Source organism: Paraburkholderia silviterrae (genome assembly GCF_004353915.1).
Taxonomy (GTDB): domain Bacteria; phylum Pseudomonadota; class Gammaproteobacteria; order Burkholderiales; family Burkholderiaceae; genus Paraburkholderia; species Paraburkholderia silviterrae.
Window position 1 is genome coordinate 81,316 of record NZ_SMRP01000025.1, and the last position, 18,013, is coordinate 99,328.

An 18,013-nucleotide genomic window follows, 5' to 3' on the forward strand; every position below is an offset into this window, starting at 1 on the left:
GGCGCACGCCTTCATGGCGTGCGCCGCCAACCCGTTCTATCTGCTGGTATCGCGAGCCTGTCCACGATATGCAGATCGTGGCGCGCCGCGATCCTTAAATTGGCAACACCTGGACAAGTAGCCAACGATGCCCAAACACAAACCCGCACTGCAGCGCAGCCAGAAAGCGCCCATGACCCGGGCGAAGCGGCGTTTCCTGATCATTGCCGCAATCATTCTGTTAGCTTCGCTTGCCTGGGGGGTAGCGATCGTGGTCGAGCCCGCGTTCCAGCGCACCATCGTCATGACCAGCGGCGCGGACAACGGGATCTATCGCGGCTTTGCGGATCGCTATGCACCGGTACTAAAGCGCGCGGGCATCAAACTCGAGATCCACAGCTCTTCCGGCTCGGTAGAGAATTATGAGCGGCTGCGGGACCCACACAGCGCCTACCAGGTCGGGTTCATCCAGTCGGGCACCACCAGTCCGAAAGATACCGACAATCTGCACACGATTGCTGCCGTGTCGTACGAACCGATCTGGGTGTTCTATCGCGGCGACACCACGGTCGACCGGCTCTCGCAACTGCGCGGCAAGCGGATCTCGATGGGCGTGCCCGGCAGTGGCCTGCTCAATGTTGCACAGGTATTGCTCGGCTATAGCGACGTCACGAGCCAGAACTCCACGCTGCTGCAAATGGATGCGCCCGCGGCTTATCAAGCACTCGAGAGCGGCCGGATCGACGCAGCCTTCTTCATTGGCAGGCCCGACGCCGAAATGCAGAAGACCCTGCTCAACAGCAATCTGAAGTTGATGAGTTTCTCGCAGGCCGATGCGCTGGTGCAGAAATACCCATCGCTTTCAAAAATTGTTTTGCCGCGTGCGTCGACGAATGTCGCTGAAGACCTGCCGCGCACCGACGTCACGCTGCTCGCGGCAACCGCGCTGCTGGTATCGAAAGATACGTTGCATCCGGCGCTCATCTATTTGCTGCTCGACGCGGCCCACACCGTCCACGGCGGCGAAGATTACTTCACGCCGCACGGCACGTTTCCGAACCTGAATACGGAAGAATTCCCGATCTCCGACGAAAGCGTTCGCTACTTCAAATCTGGCCAGCCGTTCCTGTACCGCAATTTGCCGTTCTGGCTCGCAAGCCTGATTGAGCGACGGCTGCTGATCCTCGTGCCATTCGCGGCGCTCCTGTTCGGTTTGCTTCAAGCCTTGCCGCGCCTGCTCGAAGCGCGGATGAAGAAGCGCCTCGTGGTCTGGTATCGCGAGATCAAGGCGCTGGAAGATGAAGTGTGGAACAGCCGCGAGCCGACGCGCTCACAGATTGCGCAATGGAGCGAAGAGATCGAAAGCATCGACGCGAACGCGAGCCGGATACGGATTCCATATCGTTACTTTCAGGACGTCTATGCCCTCAAGCAGGCAATTGGTGTCGTGCGGGACCGGATAGCGCATGCCGCGCACAGAGCGCAGGGATAGCGGTACGTCCGCGCACGCGCTAATTTTTTATCCGTGCTTCATCCGCATCGTGGACTTTTACTTCGATATCCCTGGCAAATTCACACGGGTCACCCGCGGTCACCCGCCGGTCACCACTATCGACGCCTGGCGCGGCTGATGCAGTCGAGGCAAGCCAGCCGCATTTCCACTAAACTGTTCCGCCTGAGCGCCGCCCGCGCGGTGCGGCCCGCATGGCGGGGCATGCCGTATGCCATGCCCCGCTATGCCCGCGCGCCGGGCACTATCCGCACCCCGTTACAGGACTTCGCATGAACGATCTCTCCGCCTTCCCCATTTCCGGCAAATGGCCCGCGCAACATCCCGAGCGCATCCAGCTCTATTCGCTGCCCACGCCCAACGGCGTCAAGGTGTCGATCATGCTCGAAGAAACGGGGCTGCCCTACGAGCCGCATCTGGTCCGCTTCGACACCAACGACCAGATGTCGCCGGAATTCCTCTCGCTCAATCCCAACAACAAGATTCCCGCGATCATCGATCCCAACGGCCCCGATGGCGCGCCGCTCCCGCTCTTCGAATCGGGTGCGATCCTGATCTACCTCGCCGACAAGAGCGGCCAGCTCCTCGCGCGCGAAGGCCGCGAGCGCTATGAGGCGATCCAGTGGCTCATGTTCCAGATGGGCGGCATCGGGCCGATGTTCGGTCAGGTGGGCTTCTTCAACAAGTTCGCCGGCAAGGACTACGAAGACAAGCGCCCGCGCGAGCGCTATGTGGCCGAGTCGCGGCGCCTGCTCAACGTGCTCGACCAGCAGCTCGCGGGCCGCAAGTGGATCATGGGCGAGCACTACACGATCGCCGACATCGCCACGTTCCCGTGGGTGCGCAATCTCATCGGCTTCTACGAGGCGGGCGATCTGGTCGGCTTCAACGACTTCCGTCACGTCGCGCGCGCGCTCGACGCCTTCCTCGCACGTCCAGCCGTCAAGCGCGGGCTCGAGATTCCTGCGCGCGGCTGATACGCGCAACGAGTGTCACGGACGCTCAGCGGGTCTCGTGGGCGGTGCCCGGTGAACACTCGATGGGTATTTCGGCGGACACCTCAACGCTCATTTCAATGCGCGGGTTTCACGCGCGCCACTACGGCGTCCGAGACCTCGCCCGCCGCGCGCTCGACGCTCATGCGTTGCTCGCCGCGCGCGAGCACGAATTTCGCGGCAGCCACGTAGGGATTGAGCGCGATGGCCGCGCCGGCCCCCGGCTTGGTCTGGCTCGAATGCGTTTCGACCACCTGATACAACGGCGCGGGCGCCTGCTTCGAGAGATCGTCGACGGCAACCGCCAGATCGATTTCGCTCGCGCCCGCGCCGAAGCCCACCATCGAGCGCCGTAGACGATTGCCTTCATCGACGTCGAGGAACACACCGCGCACGAGCCAGCCCTGCGGGGGCGGCGCGGCGCCGGCGGGCAAGCGCCGCGCATCGATGCCCGCCTTGCGCAGGTCGGCGACCAGCGTCTGCGCCATCTGGTCGACGATCTTGCGCGCGCGCGCCTGCGGGTCGTCGCGGTGCGCAAACGGCCTCGGCAGCAGGCCACCCGCGAAGCGCCGCGCGCTGTCCACCGGATTCTGGTCGGTCGTGACGTTGGCCGCGTCCAGCTCGAAATCGCTCACGTAGACCACGGGGGCCTGCACAGGCACCGTCGCTGGCGCATTCGGCACCGGATTCGCGCCCGCCTGCGCGAACGCCGCTGGCGCCCCCAAGCCAAGCCCTATGCCAACGCATATCGCGGCGAACACGCACACTCCCCGGCACACTCTCATCGCAGACTCACTCTTGAACGGACCGCGCCCATGATAATCGCCACGCGCCGCGCGCTCTTGCTGGGTGGCCGCCGCACGGCTTGATTCGCCTTCATGGCTTCAGCCGTCGATCACGCCAAAACGCTGCAGGTCTTGCGCGAGCGTTTCGACATCGACGAAGCGGCACGCGTGCAGGCCAGCGTCGAGCGCGCCCTGCACGTTCGCCTCGCCATCGTCGATGAAGAGCGTTTCGCGCGGCGCGGCGCCCAGTTGCGCGAGACAGCCGAGATAGGCCTGCGCCGCGGGCTTCACCGCCCCAAACGATGCAGACGCATAGACGCGCGCGCCGAACAGTTCCGCGACCGGCGGATTCAGATAATCGAGGTGGTCGGTGACGAGGCGGCAGTTGTTGGTCAACACGGCGATACGGCAGCGCCGCGCCGTACGCCCGGCCAGTGTGATGGCCGCCTCGTTGGGCGTGATGGATGCGCGCCGCGCCGCCAGCCAGGTCTCGCGGTCCATGTTGCAGCCGAGCAGCTCGCCGAGCGCACGCAGATAGACCTCGGGGGCGAGCTCGCCCGCGTCGGCGCGCGCTTCGAGCCCCGAGCCCCAGATCGCCTCGCGCACGGCCTCGGGCGTCGTGCCGGTCAGGGCCGCGAGCCGTGCGGCGCGCGTCTCGCGGTCGTAATGGGAGAGCACGCCCTCCATGTCGAAGAGGACCAGGTCGATTGCCGCTGCCGTCGCCGCCGCCGCTGTCATGTGCCGCTCCCGCCTCGCGAACTCCGCAGCCGATCATACTGCCACGCGGCTGGCGCGAGCACGGCGTTCGCGCGCCAATGTCCGCGCGCGCACGTTACTCGTGGTTTGCCCGCGCCGCCACTGTGCATGTGCACGGGATCCTGCCCCGAAAACGCCCGGCGATTCCGGTTACACTGCAGCCCATGGAACAATGCCGTTACTGCGCAAAGACGCGCGACGAGTGGGATTGCCATGGGCCGGCCTGCCGCGGCGCGATTGCGCGTGCGCTGAGGCGCCAGCGCCAGGGGCTGCCGATGGTGGCCAACGTGATCCGCAACGAAATTCCCGAGAATGCCAGCACTGGCGAGGTCATCCACGTCCTCTCGCGCCAGCGCATGCGCGCGCGCCGCGGCAACGAGGAGCGGCGCGAGCGCAAGGCGCTCGAAAGCGCCGACGAAACGGGCGGCACAACCCAGCGCTAGACCAGCCGCCCGACGGCCCTCACCTGTCTTGCGGCGCGGGCCTGGCGCCCGCGCCATCTCCCCCGCTCTCCGCGCATGAATCAGCGCGTGAAAATCTGCGCCGTCGTGATCGCCATGTCGCCGCCGGGCACGGTGATCTCCTTGAGCTTCTCGAGCGAATCCGCGTCGTACACGGCAACGGTGTTGAACGTGCCCGCCAGATAGATCTTGTTGCCCGCCTTATCCAGAGACAAGCAGTAGTACGAATGATCGAGCGGCACGCTCTTCAGCAGTTTTTCGTCCTTGACATCGTACTTCGCGAGCCGGTTGAGCACCCCGTACATGATATTGGGATCCTTGGGCGAGATGCCCCCCGAAAAATAGATCTCAGTGAACGGCGCAAAGTCCTTGAGCGTCGTCTTGCCCGTGGCGAGGTCGATGTCGATGTACCCGTACATGGTCTGCGCCTTGTCCGGGTCCTTCTTTTCATCCGGGAAGCGGTCGGCCGTATAGAGCAGATTGAACGTGTGCTGCGGGCGCTGCTGGGGCCACACGTAGAGCACGTCGGGCTCGCCATGCAGCGGGCGTTTCCAGTCGCGCAGGGGCGCCGCCACGTCGACTTTGCCTGTGTGGACGTTCATGCGGTAGACCGCCGGGCCGATGATGAAAAGCGAGCCGTCGTCGGCGGCCTGCATCATGGTGGTCTGCCGCGGCGCCGGGAACGTGCGCACCGGCTTCGCGTCCAGCCCGCCATCGGCCGCCCACACCTGCAGGCGCGGCGCCTGAACTTCGTAGCTGTCGCGATTCATCTTCGTCGGATTGACGATACTGTAGATCTCCTTTCCGTCCGGGCTCAGCGCGATCGAGAACATCGCCCGCGCGCGCTCGTCCCACGACTGCGAAAGCGCCGCATGAAACACCGTCTTGCAGGAGTCCAGATCGATGCCGTAGAGGTCGCCGTAGTGATTGTTGAGCACATAGGCGCGCTTCTTGTCCGGGCTGATCTGCATCGTGCCCGGCCCATACGCGTCAGGCAGCGAGCAGGTCTTGTAGACCGTTTCGGTTGCCGTGTCGATCACGCTCAGATTGTTCGGATAGTTCGTGACCGCAAGATACTCGTGGCCGCTTTCGAGCGGTGTGTCCGGCGCCGCCGCCGCAAGCGTGGAGAGCGTCGTGAAGGCGCCCAGCGCGGCGGCGAGCGCGGCCCGGTAGGTGTGCTTCCTCAATGCCATGACATGTCCCTTTAATCGATCCGTATAATTTAGTTATCCTTCGGGAAGACGCTGCCGAGATGGCGCCAGTCCTTGCCCGAATCGGCGGCCGTCTTGTTCCAGTCCTGGTACGTGCTCATCATGTCCGGCACCTGCGCGGGCCACCAGCACGGATCGGAGCAGCCATACAGGTCGGCTTCCATCGGCTGGCACAGCGAGGCCACGCCGCCGAACACGTCCACTTCCCAGCCGGGGTCGGTGGTGGCCGTGCAGCCCGCCACCGACGTCATCGCGACGACTTCCTCCAGGCGGTCCTCAGCCGCCGCCTGCTCGAGCTGCTTCGCCTTGTTGTTGAGCGGCTTCAAATGTTTCATGTCAGTGTGCCTTGCGAGGAGTGATGTGGTTGTCGATGAACGCCGGGTTGGCCGCCATGATGCGGGCATAGATTTCGATGCCGAAATCGACCCAGTCGCGCATCAGATCGCAGTAGTGGTAAGTGGGATGCTGCGGGTCGCCGTAGCGCGCATAGCTCTCGTGATAGCAGCCGCCCGAGCACAGGTTGCGGATGCGGCAGCTCTCGCAGCCCGTGCCGCTGCGGTCGAGCCGCTCGGAGAGAAAGTCCGTGAGCCGCTCCGTGTCCACGCCCGCATGCACGTTGCCGAAAGTGGGCAGCGTCGACCCCGTGAAGCGGTGGCACAGGTTCAGGTCGCCCTTGTGATCGACGGCGAGCATCTTCAGGCCCGCGCCGCAAGGCAGCGACTTCTTGTGCCCTTCGTGGATGTCGGTGATGAGCTGGTGCAGATTCGAAAAGCCGATGTTGCGGTTCTCCAGCGCGGCACGCAGATAGCGGCGCCCCAGCGCCTTCATGTTCTCGAATACGCGCGTGAGCTCTTCAGGCTGCATATTGAAGGTGTCGAGCTGGCCCGACGTCACGGGCGCGAAGCCCACCTCCGCAAAGCCCAGCTCATTGATGAGGTGGTCCCAGATGCCCGCGATATCGGTCACGCCGCTCGTGAGCGTGACGCGCGCGCCCACGGGCCGGCTGCGATAGCGCTTGAGCAGCATCTCCGCCTTGCGGCGGACCACGTCATACGTTCCCGCACCGCCCACGGTGCGGCGGTTGAGATCGTGGATCGAGCGTGGCCCGTCCATGCTCACCGAAAGGCCGAAGCGATGCGCGTCGAGCCAGTCGACGATCTCCTCTGTGAGCAGCGTCGCGTTGGTCGTCATCACGAAGTCGACTTGCTTGCCGAGCGCGCCGAAGCGCAGCTCGCAATACTCGACCATGCACTCGATCAGCTTGCGGTTGCTGAGCGGCTCGCCGCCGAAGAACACCACGGTATAGCGCGATTCGTCGGGCGATTCCTTGAGCAGCATCTCCACGGACGCCTTCGCGGTCTCCATGTCCATGCGGCGCCCTGCGGAAGGCGTATCGAGATCCTCCTTGTAGCAGTACGTACAACTCAGATTGCAGCCCGTATTCACGTTGAGCACGACGGTGTTGATCGCCGTGCGCTCCACGCGCTTCACGGCAATATCGGGTGAGAGTGGCGAGCCGTCGCTCACCACTTCGAGCGCGAGCAGCTCGCGCAGCGTCTCGCTCACCTCGTTCGCCTTGTTCACATCGTGCGCCGCGGACTTGCCCGCGAGCCGCGCGAACAATTCCTCCGCCGTGCAACTGCTCTCGCGCAGCGCGTCGATAATCTCCGCCGTCACCTTGTCGGCGGCGAACAGCGAACTGCTCGGGATATGGAACATCAGGCGCTCGTGGTCCACCTGCACCTCGTGCATATTGCGCTCCACCAAGTTCAACATGGCGCTCATCTCACTCTCCTTGCATTCGATCCAGACTGGCTTCGGCCTTTAAATGGCCTTGATTCTCGTGAGCGTCATGCATCAAGGAATCGGCGGATTGTTCCAGCGCTGCACCCCGACGATCATGTGCGCCTTGCCCGATACGCTCTGGCCGCCATCGTTCACGGTCGCGATTACGTTGAGATTGCCGGTGTTGTTCGTGGACATGCGGCGTGCCGGATTCGGGCCTGCGTCGCCGGGCGTGAAGATGCCGGTCGAGGCCTGCATCGCGCCCGCGAACTTCACGTCGTGGTCTTCCTTCGCCTGGTCGTTGAACGGCTCGACCGACCATTGCGCCGGCACCACGCCGATACGGAACGGCTTGCCCGCCGCATCCACGCCCCACGCCTGCGCGTCGAAGCGGCCCTCGACCTTCGGCACCGATCCGCCGTTGCCGCCGATACGCGCCACCGCGTATTCGGGCACGACCTTCACTTCCTTGATCTGCTGATAGACGGAGAAGTCCGCGAGTTGCGCACCGCCCACGCTCACCGCGCGCGGGCCCACCGCGCTATCGGCGCCTGCCTTCACGCGCACGCGGATCGCCTGGGGCGAGCGCGAGACCACCGATGTCACCACCACACCAGGCCCGAAGTCGGGCGTGCCCTGGAGGTTGGTGCCCACCACGGTCACCTCGGCTTGCGTGCCGGCCTTGATGTACTCGGGCTGCACGGCAAGAATGCGCGCCGTGCCGGCCTTCGCCGCCGTGAAGTCGAGACCGCGCTCGGTGTGCGCGTCGTCGAACATGCGGCCCTTCATCTCGCCATCCGTGGCCGCCAGCACCTGGCGCATTTCAACGCCCTGCACCTTGATGCTCGCGCGCCACTCATAGCCGTCGTAGAGCATCGCCGAGCCGTTGCCGTCGAGCGCGCTGCCGTCGGCATAACGGCCCTTGAGCGATACCTTGAACGTGTCGTTGGCGCCGCCCGTCACGCTCATCACGCCGTACGCGTCGCCGCGTCCGGGCATGTGGCCGCTGAAGGTCCAGTTGCCCACGAACGTCGACGCAGCCGGACGGCTCTTTTGCCAGTCCGCCCAGTCCTTGCTGTCATAGGGGTATTGCTTCGCCAGCATCGGCGCAATGTCCTTGAGCGCCACTTGCAGCCACTCGCGGTCGCGGCCCATCGCCGAGTATTCGATCGACGGCCATTGCCCGAGGTGGAAATTCACGAGCTTGTCCCACTCCTCGACCGGGCGCCGCTGCAATACGGGCCGCGCCGCCGAGTGGCAACGCGCGCACATCTGCTTGAATTCCTCGGTGCCGATGGTCTCCTGCGTATTCAGACGCTGTTCGAGCGCATAACGCGCGTCGGCCGTTTCCGTGGGCGCAAGGCCCTGGCGGTCGGACAAATACTTCACGAGGATCTGCCGGTCCGCGTCGCTGATGACGAGGCCATGCATGGTCTGCATGCGCGCGATCGTCATGAGCCAGCCCTCGGGCGTCTTGCGCTGATGGCTGATGCGGCTCCACGAATCTTTCGATTCGGCGGTATGGCACGCCGCGCAGGTGTGGCTGATGATCGTGAGCGCGTCGTGCTGCTGCTGTGCCTGCGCGTGCGCCGCCGTCGCGAACGCGAGCGGCGCGGCCAACCCCGCGATGCTCAACAAGGTACTGCGTCGAATGAAATTCTTGAACAAGGCCTCGCTCCTTTACCGGGTTCCATGTCGCCGTTCGTCTATCTCTCGTGTATCAGGCGGCTCGATTATTCGCGGGGAGATAAAGCATGGGTCATGCCAATCGCGCAAAACGCCGTGCGCGAGCGATTTGAGCCCCTGAAACAAGGGTTTTTCTGTAACGCGAGAATCGGGTAAATACCGATGCAAAAAATAATTCGCTTGCGCAGGTCGGCGCTCCAATGCATCGGCGACGCATTCGGCCGCGTGCCATTCTCGTCTCGCGTCTCATGCGAATTCTCAAAATGAGACACGTTGTGCGCGACATTGCCGTTGCCTCGATATGCGGCGCAGGGCTTGCAGCGACTGGTATGGAAGCTGCTTAGCGCTCGTCCTCTGCCAACCCAAAGAGCGAGGATCATCTCATGCAGGCTCCGCTGTCTCTACTCCCGCAAACCCAGGCGTTCATCGAGCGCGCACCGACCATGCTGATCGGCGACGCATGGGTGCATGCCGCCAGCGGCGCGACGCTAGCCGTGCACAACCCGGCCACGGGCGCACATCTCGCCGACGTGCCGAAGTCCGGCGCGGAAGATGTGGACCGCGCCGTGCGCGCGGCGCGCCAGGCCTTCGACGATTCCGCGTGGAGCCGCATGCGCCCACGCGAGCGCCAGAATCTGCTGTGGCGTCTCGCCGATCTCGTCGAGCGCGACGCGCAGATGCTCGCCGAGCTCGAATGCGTGAACAACGGCAAGAGCGCCCAGGTGGCGCGCGTGATGGACGTGCAGCTCTCCATCGACTTCCTGCGCTACATGGCCGGCTTTGCGACAAAGATCGAAGGCTCGACCGTCGATGTCTCCATGCCGCTCATGCCCGAGGGCCAGTTTCATGGCTACACGCGCCGCGAAGCGGTGGGCGTGGTGGGCGCGATCGTCGCGTGGAATTTTCCGCTGCTGCTCGCCTGCTGGAAGCTCGGCCCCGCGCTCGCCACGGGCTGCACGGTCGTGCTCAAGCCCGCCGACGAAACACCGCTCTCCGCGCTCAGGCTCGCGGAGCTCGCGCTCGAAGCGGGCTACCCGCCGGGCGTCTTCAACGTGGTGACGGGCACCGGCGCCGAAGCGGGCGCCGCGCTCTCGCATCATCCAGACGTGGACAAGCTCACGTTCACGGGCTCGACCGAAGTCGGCAAGCTCATCGGCAAGGCGGCCATGGAGTCGATGACGCGCATCACGCTGGAACTGGGCGGCAAGTCGCCCACCATCGTGCTCGACGACGCGGACCCGGCCGCCGCCGCCGCGGGCGCCGCCACGGCCATCTTCTTCAATCAGGGCCAGGTGTGCTGCGCGGGCTCGCGCCTGTATGTGCAGCGCAAGCGCTTCGACAACATCGTCGGCGACATTGCCTCGATCGCGAGCCGCATGAAGCTCGGCAACGGGCTCGATCCGAGCGTCGAGATGGGACCGCTGATCTCGCAGAAGCAGCAGCAGCGCGTGATGGGCTACATCGAGCGCGGACGCGCGGCGGGCGCGCAGCTCGCCTGCGGCGGCGAGCAGTACGGCCCGGGCTACTTCGTGAAGCCCACCGTGATCGTCGATGCCGATCAGAAAGGTCCGCTCGTGCAGGAGGAGATTTTCGGGCCGGTGCTCGTGGCGATTCCGTTCGACACGATCGAGGACGCGCTGCGCCTCGCCAACGACACGCGCTACGGCCTGGGCGCGAGCATCTGGACCAACAACCTGGCGGCGGCGCACCGCATGATCCCGAAGATCAAGTCCGGCTCGGTGTGGGTCAACTGCCATAGCGCGCTCGATCCTTCGCTGCCGTTCGGCGGCTACCGCATGTCGGGCCTCGGCCGCGAAATGGGCGCCGCCGCCATCGAGCACTACACCGAGATCAAGAGCGTGCTCATGAGCATCTGACGATTGCACGCCACCGCTCGCGCGCGACGCACCGCCAGCGGTGGCCCGCAACCCGTATTTTCCCCACAGAACGAAGCACCATGAATCAGACGACATTCTCCCGCCGCGCATTCGTGATTACCACGATTGGCGCGGCCACTACCTTCGTGCTTCAGCGCAACGCGCGCGCCGAAGCGCCCCTGCTCACCGAAAGCGATGCGCCAGCAAAGGCGCTCGGCTATCACGCCGATGCCGCGCGCATGGACAAGGCACAGTTCGCACGCTACGCACCAGGCCAGGACTGCGGCAACTGCTCGTTCTACCAGGGCAAGCCTGGCGACGCCGCGGGCGCGTGCCCGCTCTTCGGCGGCAAGCGCGTTGCGACCGCCGGCTGGTGCAACGCGTACAACCAACGCGCTGGCTAGCACCGCGAACCGTCCTTCGCGAAGCGTCAGCGAGACACCGTGCGCCGCGCCGGACGTGAACGAACGATCATGCGCGGCGCATGCATCGCAGCGTGCTTGCACTCCCCTTTGCGCCCTGACCGGCGTGCATGCCTCGCGGCAACAACACGGCAACGCCCTTGGGGAAACACCCCATGCAGCCCGGCGATATGCGTTGTTCACCGGATGGATTCGCCCCGGCATCTGTGCGAGATTAGGCGGGCTTTTTCTCACGCGCGGCACCGATGCAGGTGGCGAACCGCTTTCACTCTTAAGGGGGACAGCTTGCAAGACTTCTTTCCTCCCGGCGCGGCGATTCCGGACCGGTTGCAAACCACCCATCTGATCCGCGAGCGCCTGCGCGCCGAAGGTCATCTGCCCGAAGGCTATCTGCGCAGCGAGATCGACGCCTCGTGGCGCCGCTCGCTCGCGCACGGCGTGCGCGGGCACGACGACGCGCTCGTGAGCCTGCGCGAATTCGGCAACCTCGACGACCTGCACGCGGCCAACCGCATGCTGCTCGACGCCGCTTCGCCCGAGCTCGATTTCCTCGAAGAGCGCTGCGGACGCGAGGGTCTCGTGATCCTCGCCGATGCCGATGCGACGATCCTGCGCGTGGAAGGCGACGCGGCCGCGCTTGCCGACCTCGGCATCTTCGACGTCTCCCCGGGCGCGACCTGGACCGAGTCGCTGCGCGGCACAAATGCGCTCGGCACGGCGCTCGTCGAAGGCCGTCCCGTGGCGATCGACAGCGGCGAGCATTTCATCGGCCGCCTGAGCCGTTTTTCGTGCTGCTCGCTGCCGATCACCGATCCGCACGGCAACGTGATCGGCGTACTCGACCTCACGCGCGACGGCCAGTTGCCGATCCTGCACGACACGCCTTCGATGCTCATTGGCGCGGCCGCGAATCACATCGAAACGCGCCTGTTCGAAGCGTTCTTTCCCGAGCTTTTCGTGCTGGCGTTTCATCCGCGCCGCCCGTATCTCGACTCGACGTGGAGCGGCGTGCTCGCCGTGCGCGACGACGGCGAGATCGTCGCGGCCAATGCGCAGGCTTGCGACCTGCTTCGTCTGTCGCGCAGCGAGCTCGCGGGCCGGCGCTGCGAAGGCCCGCGCGAGCTGCCGTTCACCGCGCTGCTCGATACGGCTGGCGCGCTGCGCGTGGCCGCGCTGCCGGGCGAGTACGCGTTTCGCGTGTTGCGCGCGCCACGCCGTGCCGCAACGCGCTTCGACGGCGCCCGCTCTGTGCAAGCACTCGCGCCCAACGCTGCCGCCCACACGCGCGCGCAAACTGCGAACATAGACGGCCTCGCGAAACTCGCGGGCCGCCAGAGCCGACTGCTACGCGCGCTGCAAATGGCGCGTCAGGGCCTCAACAATGGGTTGCCCGTGCTCGTGCAGGGCGAGACCGGCACCGGCAAGGAAGTGATCGCGCGCGGCCTGCACGACGCCAGCGCACGCGCGGGCAAGCCGTTCGTCGCCGTGAATTGCGCCTCGATACCCGAGGGCCTCATCGAATCGGAGCTGTTCGGCTATCGCGACGGCGCGTTCACGGGCGCGCGCAAGGGCGGCATGACCGGGCGCCTGATGCAGGCCAACGGCGGCACGCTCTTTCTCGACGAAATCGGCGACATGCCGCTGCACTTGCAGGCGCGCCTGCTGCGCGTGCTCCAGGAGCGCAAGGTGGCGCCGCTTGGCGCGGGCGAGGAGCAGCCCATCGACATCGCCGTGATCTGCGCGACGCACCGCAATCTGCAGACGATGGTGCGCGAAAAGAGCTTCCGCGAAGACCTCTATTACCGCATCCACGGCGTGAGCGTGCATCTGCCCGCGCTGCGCGAGCGCGACGACGTGGACCTGATCGTCGAATCGCTGCTAGCGCGCCTGGGTGCTTCGCAAGTGGGCATCAGCGCCGAGCTTGCCGACGTGTTCCGCACACACTCGTGGCCCGGCAATATCCGTCAACTGGAAATGGTGTTGCGCACCGCGCTGGCCGTGCGCGCCGACGACGAATACGAACTCGGCCTCGACCACCTCTGCGACGGCTTCATCGACGGCGGGTGCCCCACCACGCCCGGCACGGGCTCGCGCGGCTTGATCCGCAAGCACGAGGACGAGCTGATACGCGAAAGCCTCGCGCGCCACGAGGGCAACGTCGCGGCCGCCGCGCAGACGCTCGGCATCAGCCGCGCGACGCTCTATCGCAAGCTCAAGCGGTTGCGTCCATGATGCACCTTTGATTCGTTCGACATACTAATCGATCATGCTGAGCCTGCTGCTACGTTTCATCAGGACCGACGACCGCGCGCGGCTGCGCGAGTCGGTGGCCTGGCTGTATGGTTTCGTGCGCCCGCACAGGCTTGCGATTGCGGGCCTGCTCGCGCTTTCGGTCGGCGCGTCCTTTGTCGCGCTCGTGCAGCCGTGGATCACGAAAGAGATGATCGACCGCGGCCTGATCGGCCGTAACTACCCCGTGCTGCTCGCGCTCGCGGCCGCGATGGTGCTCGCCGGCATCGCGGGCACGCTGCTCGGCGGCGTCAACCGCTATCTGCACACGCGGCTCTCCGGCCGTGTGCTGTTCGCGCTGCGCGGCGCCGTGTACACGCATCTGCAAAAGCTGCCGCCCTCGTTCTACGGCAGGCGGCGCATCGGCGACCTGCTCTCGCGGCTCGATGGCGATGTCGCCGAGATCCAGCGCTTCGCGCTCGATGCGCTCTTCTCCGCCGTGTCCAGCGTGATCGGGCTGATCGGCTCCGTGGCGCTGCTGCTCACGCTCTCGGCCAAGCTTTCCCTGCTCGTCGCGGTGCTGATTCCGTTCGAGGCATTGTGGCTGCGCCACATGCGCCGCAAGGTCGAGCGCGACGCGCGCAGCCTGCGCGAGAGCGCCGCCGATCTCTCGTCGTTTCTCGTCGAGACACTGCCCGCGATGAAATTCATTCAGGCATCGGGCCAGCAGGACGCCGAGCGCCGCCGCCTCGACGGTCTGGGCGACCGCTACATGGAGCGGCTGCTCAAACTTCAGCTCACCGAATTTTTCACGCAGTCGGTGCCGGGCCTCTTCACTTCGCTTTCGCGCACGGGCGCGTTCCTGCTCGGCGGCTACTGGGTCGTCAAGGGCACGTGGCAGCTCGGCTCGCTGATTGCGTTCACGACCTACCTGGGCATGGCGGTCGGCCCCGTGAAGAGCCTGCTCGGCCTCTACGTCGCGCTGCAACGCATGACCGTGAGCCTCGCGCGCGTGGTCGAGCTGCAACGCGAGCCTGTCATGGTGACCCCGCCTGCGCAGCCCGCGCCCTCGCCTGCCGGCAGCGATCTCGCGTTCGAAGATGTCTGGTTCGCCCACGACGCGCGCACGCAAGGTATCCTGCGCGGCGTCTCGGCCGTGTTGCCCGCAGGCAGCAAGGTCGCGCTGAGCGGCGCCTCGGGCGTGGGCAAGTCCACGCTCATCGACCTCATGCAGCGCTTCTACGATCCGCAGCAAGGGACGCTGCGCCTCGGTGGCGTGGATCTGCGCGAACTCGATCTCGCCGAGCTGCGCCGCCGCATTGCGGTCGTGAGCCAGGACATCGTGCTGTTTCACGGCAGCCTCGCCGACAACGTGCGCTACAGCGCACCGCACGCAAGCCGCGCGCAGATCGTGGAGGCGGTGCGCGCCGCACAGCTCGACGAGCTCGTGGCGACGCTGCCCGAGGGCATCGACAGTCTCGTCGGCGAGCGCGGGCAGCAGCTTTCGGGCGGCCAAAAACAGCGCATCGCGATCGCCCGTGCATTGCTGCAAGACCCGTCGATACTCGTGCTCGACGAGGCGACCTCGGCTGTCGATGAAGCCACCGAGCGCCAGGTCATCGCGCAGATCGACGCGCTCTTTCACGCGCGCACGCGCGTGCTCATCAGCCATCGCGCGTCCACACTCGCGCACGCCGATCTGCATTTCGATCTCGTCGAAGGACGCCTGCAACGCCGCGCCAATGCGTATGAGGAGTGTGCCGCCCATGTCTCATGAACTGCGCGTCGGCATCGTGGATAGCGGCTATGGCGCCGGGCAGGCGGCGTCGGTGGACGCCGCGCTCGGCTTCGCGCTGGGCGAGGATCTGTGCGTGCATGAGCGCGCCGCTACGCCGGACAAACTCGGCCACGGCAGTGCAGTGCTCGCGCACATCATGCACGCCGCGCCCGGCGCGCGGTTCTGCGTCGCGCAAGTCTTTCACGAGCACCCCGTAACGAGCGCCGCGCAGATCGCCGCTGCCGTGCGCTGGCTGATCGCGCAGCGCGTGCGCATCATCAATCTGAGCCTGGGCGTGCGCGCCGATCGCAGCGCATTGCGCGAAGCGTGCGCAGAGGCCGTGGACGCCGGCATCGTGGTCTGCGCGTCGAGCCCCGCGCAAGGCGCGGGCGTGTTTCCCGCCAGCTATCCGGGCGTCATTCGCGTGACCGGCGACGCGCGCTGCGCCGCGCATCAGTGGTCCTGGCTCGACACGGCGCAAGCCGATTTCGGCGCCGTGGTGAAGGGACAGGCTCAAGGCATGCCTGGCATGTCTAACGAACGTGGTGCGCCCGCCGGCGCGAGCATCGCCACCGCCGCGCTCAGCGGCCACATCGCGGCCCGGCTCATGCTCGACCCCGCGGCTGACCGCGATGCGCTGCTCGCGCATCTGCGCGCGCATGCGGCCTACATCGGCGCCGAACGGCGCTCGCTCGCCTCATGAAGGCCCCGCAGATTGTCGTGCTCGGTGCGGGGCCCGCAGGCGCGGCCGTGGCGCGCGCGCTGGCCATACTCGGCTACGCGGTGACCGTGGTGAGCGACCGGCGCCGCTTCGACGCCGTGGAAGGCCTGTCGCTGCGCGTGCTCGAGGGCCTGCGCCGCGCGGGCCTGTTCCGTGCCTCCGCGTGCGCCGAAGGACCGTGCGCGCGCACCACGCTCTGGAACGGCGTCACGCAGACGGTCAACGCCGAGTTTCTGGTCGACCGGCACGCTTTCGACGCCGCGCTGCGCGCAGACTTGCACGAAGCGGGCGTTGAAGTGGTTGAAGCGACGGTGCGTTCGGTGCAATCGACGCCGCACACGCATGACCTGATGATCGAGACCGCCGATGGACCGCTCTCGCTGAACGCCGACTTTCTCGTCGAAGCACGCGGCCGGCTCGCGCCGCTCATGCGCGACGCCACGCGCGGCCCGCAAACGCTGAGCCTCCTCAACGTCTGGCAAGGTGCGCCGGGGGCCGCCGCCTCGGCCGTGGAAAGCCTGCAGGACGGCTGGGCCTGGATGGCGCGCCTGCCCGACGGCCGCTGCTACTGGCAGATGACACTCGACGTCGCGAGCGCGGAGCTGCCGCAACGCGACGAGCTGCTCGCATTCTGCGCGCGCATGCGGCACTCGCCGCTCGCGAGCGCTTTCTTCGCTGGCGAGGCCGGTGCGCAGGCACGGCTCTATGCGCGCAGCAGCACGGCCACGCTGTGCGGGCGCACCGGCGCGCGCAACTGGCTGCGCGTGGGCGATGCCGCGATGGCCGTCGATCCGCTCTCGGGCAACGGGATCTTCCAGTCGCTCTCGTCGGCGCTGCAGGCGCCCGCCGTGATCCACACGCTCATCAGCCGGCCCGAGCGCGCCGAGCTGGCGCTGCGCTTCCATCAACAGCGCATTGAGCATCTTTTCCTGCGCTTCGCGCGCACGGGGCGCGACTTTTACGCGCTCGAGCAGCGCTTTGGCGCGTCGCCGTTTTGGCAGGCCCGCAGCCGCTGGCCCGACGATGTGCCCACCCATCAGGTTCCCGACTTCGGGCAGCTCACGATCGCTCGTGCGCCGGTGATCGATGGTGATGTGATCGGCGAAGCCGATGTTGTCGTCAGCCCCGATCAGCCGCTGGGCGTCTGGCATCTGCAGGGGGTGCCGCTTGCGCCGATCGTTGAGAAGCTCAAGTGTGAGAGCGCGGAAGAAACGCTCAGGTCGCTCGACGCCGATACCGCCCGCATGATTCGCAAGTGGCTCGCAGCGCAGGGCTATCCGCATGCACTCGTTTGATTCTGTTTTTCTAAGTGTGTGTGTTGTGATTGCCGGGTTTTTGTTGGGTTGTTTTGAGTTTGTGCCTTTCCTTGTTTTCATGTAGGTCTATTGGTGTTGCCCCTGTGCGGGGCGGCACCTACTTTTCTTTGCAGCCGCAAAGAAAAGTAGGCAAAAGAAAGCGGCTCAAACCGCCAGTGTGACGCAGTCCACCACTGCCCGTTCAATCGGAGCGGCTCCGGGGCATCCGTCTCCTCGCACACTCCGCCTCAGTGACAAGGGGCTCATTCTTCCCGCCGCGCGCTACGCGCGGGCGGAAGGGTCTGCAAGAAAAACCGGGCGCGCTGCCTGGCGAATGCGCGAAAGTACTGCCGAGCAAATACGCGAGAGTCCTACGAAACTGAGCACATCCCACTGGTTTTGGTTATGCCCCACGGCGCGCGCAGCGCCGCCGGACGGATGAGCCCTTAGTCACTCCGGGTGACGGCGAGTGGCGACAGACGCCCCGGAGCCACTCCGATTAAAGGTTAGTGGTCCACTGCGTC

At 65.9% G+C, this 18,013-nt stretch carries 15 protein-coding genes; 9 read left to right on the forward strand and 6 right to left on the reverse strand.

Annotated elements, in window-relative coordinates; translation table 11 throughout:
- Positions 1–172 precede the first annotated feature (172 nt).
- Together EYW47_RS32370 and EYW47_RS32375 are read left to right on the forward strand one after the other, a co-directional pair.
- Positions 173–1,471: a TAXI family TRAP transporter solute-binding subunit gene (locus EYW47_RS32370; RefSeq protein ID WP_133198905.1), complete on the forward strand. Its 1,299-nt coding sequence runs from the start codon at positions 173–175 to the stop codon at positions 1,469–1,471.
- A 290-nt stretch (positions 1,472–1,761) separates the two neighbouring features.
- Positions 1,762–2,466: a glutathione S-transferase N-terminal domain-containing protein gene (locus EYW47_RS32375; protein ID WP_133198885.1), complete on the forward strand. Its 705-nt coding sequence runs from the start codon at positions 1,762–1,764 to the stop codon at positions 2,464–2,466.
- 95 nt (positions 2,467–2,561) lie between these two features.
- Here the strand turns inward: EYW47_RS32375 and EYW47_RS32380 are convergent, their stop codons facing one another.
- Both EYW47_RS32380 and EYW47_RS32385 read right to left on the reverse strand, forming a co-directional pair.
- Positions 2,562–3,245: a DUF4410 domain-containing protein gene (locus EYW47_RS32380; RefSeq protein ID WP_165976739.1), complete on the reverse strand. Its 684-nt coding sequence runs from the start codon at positions 3,243–3,245 to the stop codon at positions 2,562–2,564.
- A 123-nt stretch (positions 3,246–3,368) separates the two neighbouring features.
- On the reverse strand, positions 3,369–4,007 hold the full coding sequence (locus tag EYW47_RS32385) for an HAD family hydrolase (RefSeq protein WP_133198887.1): 639 nt from the start codon (positions 4,005–4,007) through the stop codon (positions 3,369–3,371).
- 182 nt (positions 4,008–4,189) lie between these two features.
- Between EYW47_RS32385 and EYW47_RS32390 the strand changes: the two genes are divergently transcribed.
- Complete coding sequence (locus EYW47_RS32390; RefSeq protein WP_133198888.1) at positions 4,190–4,468, forward strand: hypothetical protein; 279 nt, start codon at positions 4,190–4,192, stop codon at positions 4,466–4,468.
- A gap of 80 nt (positions 4,469–4,548) precedes the next feature.
- Here the strand turns inward: EYW47_RS32390 and peaD are convergent, their stop codons facing one another.
- From peaD to peaA, 4 genes are all read right to left on the reverse strand, one after another.
- A complete protein-coding gene (gene peaD / locus EYW47_RS32395) occupies positions 4,549–5,679 on the reverse strand; it encodes a quinohemoprotein amine dehydrogenase subunit beta (RefSeq protein ID WP_133198889.1) in 1,131 nt (376 codons plus the stop codon).
- 29 nt (positions 5,680–5,708) lie between these two features.
- On the reverse strand, positions 5,709–6,032 hold the full coding sequence (gene qhpC, locus EYW47_RS32400) for a quinohemoprotein amine dehydrogenase subunit gamma (RefSeq protein ID WP_028221350.1): 324 nt from the start codon (positions 6,030–6,032) through the stop codon (positions 5,709–5,711).
- Between the two features lies 1 nt (position 6,033).
- Positions 6,034–7,482, reverse strand: a complete 1,449-nt coding sequence (gene peaB / locus EYW47_RS32405; protein ID WP_133198890.1) for a quinohemoprotein amine dehydrogenase maturation protein — start codon at positions 7,480–7,482, stop codon at positions 6,034–6,036.
- 72 nt (positions 7,483–7,554) lie between these two features.
- Positions 7,555–9,150 carry a quinohemoprotein amine dehydrogenase subunit alpha gene (peaA, locus tag EYW47_RS32410; RefSeq protein WP_205710196.1) on the reverse strand — a complete coding sequence of 532 codons (1,596 nt, stop codon included), beginning with the start codon at positions 9,148–9,150 and terminating at the stop codon, positions 7,555–7,557.
- Between the two features lie 401 nt (positions 9,151–9,551).
- Here peaA and EYW47_RS32415 point away from each other — a divergent pair, with 401 nt between their 5' ends.
- The 6 genes from EYW47_RS32415 (at position 9,552) to qhpG (ending at position 17,489) form a co-directional block, all read left to right on the forward strand.
- Positions 9,552–11,045 (forward strand): aldehyde dehydrogenase family protein, encoded by a 1,494-nt coding sequence (locus EYW47_RS32415; RefSeq protein WP_133198891.1) that lies wholly within the window; start codon positions 9,552–9,554, stop codon positions 11,043–11,045.
- Between the two features lie 80 nt (positions 11,046–11,125).
- Positions 11,126–11,449 (forward strand): high-potential iron-sulfur protein, encoded by a 324-nt coding sequence (locus EYW47_RS32420; RefSeq protein ID WP_133198892.1) that lies wholly within the window; start codon positions 11,126–11,128, stop codon positions 11,447–11,449.
- 303 nt (positions 11,450–11,752) lie between these two features.
- On the forward strand, positions 11,753–13,699 hold the full coding sequence (locus EYW47_RS32425) for a sigma-54-dependent Fis family transcriptional regulator (protein WP_205710197.1): 1,947 nt from the start codon (positions 11,753–11,755) through the stop codon (positions 13,697–13,699).
- Positions 13,700–13,733: 34 nt separating this feature from the next.
- Complete coding sequence (locus tag EYW47_RS32430) at positions 13,734–15,473, forward strand: ABC transporter ATP-binding protein (protein ID WP_133198894.1); 1,740 nt, start codon at positions 13,734–13,736, stop codon at positions 15,471–15,473.
- Positions 15,463–16,176 (forward strand): subtilisin-like serine protease QhpE, encoded by a 714-nt coding sequence (gene qhpE, locus EYW47_RS32435; protein WP_133198895.1) that lies wholly within the window; start codon positions 15,463–15,465, stop codon positions 16,174–16,176. The genes EYW47_RS32430 and qhpE overlap by 11 nt, the downstream gene beginning before the upstream one ends.
- Positions 16,173–17,489, forward strand: coding sequence for a flavin-dependent monooxygenase QhpG (qhpG, locus tag EYW47_RS32440; RefSeq protein WP_133198896.1), 1,317 nt, complete (start codon positions 16,173–16,175; stop codon positions 17,487–17,489). Before qhpE ends, qhpG begins: the two co-directional genes overlap by 4 nt.
- The last annotated feature ends 524 nt before the right edge of the window (positions 17,490–18,013 follow it).